Source organism: Bacteroides sp. (assembly GCF_052357945.1).
In the GTDB taxonomy this organism is placed as follows: domain Bacteria; phylum Bacteroidota; class Bacteroidia; order Bacteroidales; family Bacteroidaceae; genus Bacteroides.
Map to the genome: position 1 here is coordinate 1 of NZ_DAWCXD010000158.1, position 5520 is coordinate 5520.

The window sequence follows — 5520 nt, forward strand, 5'->3', positions numbered from 1 at the left end:
ACATATAATATTATTATATATTAGTGATAAAACATAATTAAACTGTTGATTTTTAGAAGATTTATTATCATTTATTTACTTAAAACATAGCATAAAATTCAGGCTACATTTAACCCGAAGTGTTTTCGGATAAAAACTTCAACTACAAAGGTAAATAAAACTTTTCTAATAAACATTATGAAAATTCTTTTTCTATATCAGCCATACCTGTTGGGGGAATTAAATATTTCAAAGAATTATGGATATAATACTTCGTTAAATTTGTAACTAATCCGTTGAAAATAAACAAGTTAATTAATGAAGTTTAGCAGAACAAACAGGTCAAGTGACTGATTTTCAGTATCTTTAATGATATTCCACCACACATTAAAGCAATGAACAAAACAGCACTTGACCAATATGAGGAAATCGTAACCGATGCTTTGAAAAGTTGTTCAGCGAAGTTATGCAAAAGTTTTGAAACAGCATTCATCCAACTCATGATTTTGTATATGGTACTACCAAGAAAGATTAATTTCACCCAAATGGGGCGTTACTCAGACAGCTCGGAACAACGCTTCCAGCAGTTGTTTGAACGTGAGTTTGACTGGATGCAGTTCAATCTCTTCCTTATGCGGCAGCGGTTTGGGGAAAGTGTTAGAAAAGCCATTGCCATAGACGCAAGCTACATTTCAAAGTCGGGAAAAAAGATTCCTTATATCGGCAAGTTCTGGTCGGGATGCGCTTCTGCAATGAAACGGGGATTGGAAATTCTCGGCATCGGCATTATCGACATTGACATCCGGAACTGTATGATGCTATGTGCGGAACAGACACCGGACAAGGCGTATATGGAAAAGCAAGGCGAAGATTACAACCTTGTGGACTGGTATCTTGACGTGCTCCGCAAATACAAGGACAAGTTGCTCGGCATAACACGCCATGTCGTTGCGGATGCACGGTTCTCAAAGGCAAAGTTCGTCAATGAAGCCTGTCTACTGGGGTTCCATGTCATCAGCCGCCTGCGTGATGATGCCACCTTGTGGTATTCACATGACGGTGTCCGCACAGGCAAACGGGGACGACCGCGTATCAAAGGCGAGAAGATTGATTTTGAGAAACTCGACCTTCAGTGTTGCGAGATCCTTGATATTGAAGGAGGAAGGGCTTACTCAGTCAAGGCCTATTCAAAGGCAATGAAACGCAACATCAAAGTCGTGGTTCATTACCCAGAATCAGGAGGACATAAAATCTATTTCTCCACCGATCTTGACATGTCAGCCAAAGACATCATCGAATACTACCGTACGCGATTCCAGATTGAGTTTTGCTTTCGGGACTCCTCCAAGCAGTTTACCGGACTCAATGATTGTCAGGCAAGAGACTTGACTTCGCTTTCAATGCGTCACTGGCTCGGCAAACATCGCGAAGGTCATGCGCCAACGATACTATCCGTCGCTTTCCATCGGACTGCTAAAGGCCTGTCTGAGTAATATTTATATGCTCAAAAGAATTTTCAGCAAGTCCGGTCTGAAACCGAACAGAACTTTTAATACTAAACTTATCAAAGAACTCTTTGGCATAGTGGCAGAAGACGCTTAGCCGATATGTTGAATTTTTAACGGACTATTGATTAACATGAATTACAATAATATCCCTTTCTGTTTATGCGCTAAACTCCGCTATATCAGATCACACTTTCTCATATTAGCTATTTCTTTCCTTAAACGCCTTTCCGTAGTATTCCAAAGCCTTCCGCTTTCTATCCGTCTCTTCTTTGGTCAGTGAAAATCCCATATATTTACAAGCATGGTCATTCCGCAATATGCAAATACACATTCTCTTGTAAGTGGGGATTTCCTTGAACTCGGCGATATCAATATCATCCAGATACTCCATCCTGACAGGCTTCTTGACCGTCCTGTAATTTGTATTTCCGCCAACCTGAATCGTAACATGGCGTTCCTTCAGCTTACGTATCACCTCCTCACCGAGAACACCGCCTTTCTCCCTCCAGAACCTGATACTCGTTGCAAGCTTGCCCAAATACCTCTGTCTTGTACGCTCGGGAAGGGTAGAGAGAAGAAATTCCATAAATGACTTCCAGGTATACCCGGCAGGAAGAAGGATTTTTTGTCTGCCCATGGCATGCGTATTTCCATAAAGACCGGAAAAATTAACACCGTTGACACGCCCTATCATCCGTCCCCACATATCAGGGTCTATGGCCCTGTACAGGGAGAGGCTTTCCATAGCCTCACTAATGAAAGGACTGGCCACACGCTGTCTGTCAAGGCTCACCCCAGCCTGATAATAAAGATCATACAAACGGTTATAGTCCCAGCGGAATTTGCCGTTAGCCACCCAAATGTCAGTCGTTTTCCAGTCATAAAGAGGATAAAAATTATAAATACCCTCATCAACACGGGTACTCCACTCACAATCTTTGTATTTCTCCTTCACACCCCGGTAAATACTACGCCATCTGTTATAGCTTTCCTGAGTACGGAGTCCCACCAGGCAACAGGTACGTACAGCTTTCTTGCGTGAATGTATCCATCGTGAGAATTCCGTCTGAAAGTCATAATCCCACATCCGACTATCATAAAAGGGAAAATCATCTGCTGTCAGCGCATTGGAAGGCATGGGACGTACCCACATAGTTTTCTTATTTTCATCCCAGGGACGCCAATAATTCTGATACATGGAAGTGCACGTGGTGACACGGAAAGGAACACACACATGGTAAATTTCAATAAAATCACAATTGTTTTTGAAAGTGCGCTCCACATAGTCAACCGTCATCCTGTATTGGATCTCATAGTCCATATAAAAAACACCTATACTACGATGCAGGTTATGCCTGCGAATATAGTCAATACACAGGTTGAAAAGAACACCGCTGTCCTTTCCGCCCGAAAAGGAAATATAGATATTGTCAAATTCCCGAAAAATAAAATCTAGCCTTTCCTGTACCAGTTCATAGACATTCTTCCGTCGTTCTTTCACATTGGTCATGGTTTCAATCCTCCTTGTAAGGCAAAGATAATGGAAATGCTACAATTAATAAATCCCCGGACAAAAAGAAATGAACAGACTGGTAAAAAAAGGGAACCGGACAAAAATAAAAGGAGACAGTATTTCAAACGATACCATCTCCCGCATATTGGTTATTTCTTTATCGTTGATACCCTACCGATAATATCAGGAAAATTTTGTTCTTTGTTTTTAGGAATTTATACTTCTCTAATTCCTTTTGATAACTCCAACTCCGTAAATCCCCGTTGCTTAGTCAATCGCCTCATACTTACCAATATTCAGTTCGTTATTTGCGGGAGTTCAATGAAGGCAAATGTTTCCACCAATTTCGGATCAATCTCTGACTTGGGAATCTGGACTTTGATTGAGAGCTACAAGAGAGGGTGGAAAAACAATAATATGACCAACTCTATAACATTAGGTATGGTCGTTTCAGAAAGAACTATCACAACAAGAGGTGTTATAGCAAACCTCTTTCATTCATATTCCCACATGCAAAAAACGCGCATTTCAAGAGCCCAAATCCTAACTAATGAACGTAAAAGTTATTTCTTGTTTTTTTTGTTATCTGCTGAAAGAGGGGATGGTGGGTGAATAGCTACGCCTGCCATTCTTTCTTCATATAAAAAGGAGGTATCAGAAAGAGGAAAATTCTTATACGTGATGAAATGGTAAGTGGTGAGGAGGAATATGCCATATCCTTTAAAGCCGCTTGAAATAACCTTTTAAATTATGAAAGTATGGCAGCAGACAAAAAACAAAACAGGAAAAGCCCAAGCGAGGAAACGATCAAAGCGCTTGGCAACAGTATCGATGAGTGCTGGAATGAATTGAACAATCTCCCCCAAAAAGAGTTCCCGCCTGTTCAGGTTGGAGAAATCATATCTTCCACATGGAATAATGCTTCTGGAAAGGAGAGTGAAACAATACAGCCGATAGGAAAAGTGATACAGGAACAGCCATGTGACGATTTGGATAGTATTTTAGGGAAAAGTATTAATCAGTCTATGAAAGAAGCGAAAAACAAGCCAGTCCCGACAATTCTATGGGGAGATGATGGTAATGGAAACGGATTATGGTATGAAAATGAACTGGCCGTGCTATTCGGAAGGACGAATACCGGAAAAAGTATATATGCGGTTCAGATAGCGGAACATATAACCAAAAATCTTAATAAAGGAGTACTGTATATTGACCTGGAGATGTCAATGAAGCAGTTTCAGCAGAGGTATACTTCAAAGGACAGCAGGTTGCATGTCTGGTCCGAGCTTCTCAAACGACCGGAAATGGAAAAAGTTGAGTGGGCATTGGACAATCCTGAAAAGTGTCTGGAATTGTTAAGAAAGATGCTTGACACATTATCTATTAAAATATTGATACTCGACAACCTCACATTTCTAGTCAATAACGGAGGAATGAAACCGGAAGATGTGAAACTGATCTGCTCGAAATTATGTGAATGGGCCAAAGAAGGGTATTCAATTCTCGTCATAAACCACACGCCAAAAATCCCTCCCTTTACACCCCTTGACCTGAACCATTGCCTGGGATCAAGTATGTTAACTAATTTTGTTCAGTCAGTATTTGCCATCGGAACATCGAGTAAAAATCCGTCTTCCGAAAGATACGTGAAACAACTTAAAAGCAGGAATGGAAAAATTGTATGGGATGAAAGCCATGTCTTACCCTACACCATTGATAAGACTGTCGATCCTACAATGCTACAATTCATCCAACCCGGTAAATCAAAGCAGAATGTTTCATCACCCAATCCGGTCCAGACAGCAAGGGAATCCGACCTGTTACAAAACGCGAACAACTTACTACTGAAAGAAATCAGAAGATATCATGAACAGGGACTTTCCAACAGGCAGATAGCCGAAGAACTGAATATATCCCCTACGACTGTTGGTTATAAGCTAAGACAGATACAAGCAACATCCAATGAAGAAGGAGATAATCAGGATGCTTAATGATGTCCACAGGTGTCCATTAAGTGTCCACCTCTGTCCATAGTGTAAACTTGTGTTCATTACTGTCCATAATATAAATAATTGGACACTTCTCTCTTCTTTTGGCTGTTCATCTTATATAACAAATAAGGACTATACAGATAATTAAAGTCAATGACCAAAAGAAAAAAAGATGTCCATTATTGTAAACCTATGTAAACAACTGTCCATTATATAATAAATTGGACACTATTTTCTCTTCTTTTTGGTCATTACTCTATTATTTACTATATTATTATCTATAGAATAACCAAAAAGAAAGAAGAATTATAATAAGTGTCCATTTTTTATAGTAATGGACACAAGTTTACAGTGGTTTACACTATTGGACAGTGATGGACACAGGTGATCACTCAAGGATCACCTGCAATAAATAGAATAACCAAAAAGAAAAGAAGAATTATGGTAAGTGTCCATATTTTATAGTAATGGACGCAAGTTTACAGTGGTTTACACTATTGGACAGTGATGGACACAGGTGATCACTCAA

3 protein-coding genes are annotated in these 5520 nt (G+C 39.9%); 2 read left to right on the forward strand and 1 reads right to left on the reverse strand.

The window, feature by feature from the left end; all coding sequences use genetic code 11:
• Window positions 1-491: 491 nt before the first annotated feature.
• On the forward strand, window positions 492-1472 hold the full coding sequence (locus ACT8YW_RS19590; RefSeq protein ID WP_444106867.1) for a transposase: 981 nt from the start codon (window positions 492-494) through the stop codon (window positions 1470-1472).
• A 214-nt stretch (window positions 1473-1686) separates the two neighbouring features.
• On the opposite strand, the gene ACT8YW_RS19595 is transcribed toward ACT8YW_RS19590, so the two are convergent.
• Window positions 1687-2997 carry a DUF3440 domain-containing protein gene (locus ACT8YW_RS19595; RefSeq protein ID WP_444106868.1) on the reverse strand — a complete coding sequence of 437 codons (1311 nt, stop codon included), beginning with the start codon at window positions 2995-2997 and terminating at the stop codon, window positions 1687-1689.
• Window positions 2998-3758: 761 nt separating this feature from the next.
• Here ACT8YW_RS19595 and ACT8YW_RS19600 point away from each other — a divergent pair.
• Entirely contained in the window at window positions 3759-4991 is a 1233-nt protein-coding gene (locus ACT8YW_RS19600; protein ID WP_444106869.1) for an AAA family ATPase, read from the forward strand.
• Window positions 4992-5520: the final 529 nt, after the last annotated feature.

Coding starts and splice junctions, on each gene's coding strand:
- ACT8YW_RS19600 (WP_444106869.1), top strand. CDS start 3,759: ATGGCAGCAGACAAAAAACAAAACAGGAAAAGCCCAAGCGAGGAAACG.
- ACT8YW_RS19590 (WP_444106867.1), top strand. CDS start 492: ATGGTACTACCAAGAAAGATTAATTTCACCCAAATGGGGCGTTACTCA.
- ACT8YW_RS19595 (WP_444106868.1), bottom strand. CDS start 2,997: ATGACCAATGTGAAAGAACGACGGAAGAATGTCTATGAACTGGTACAG.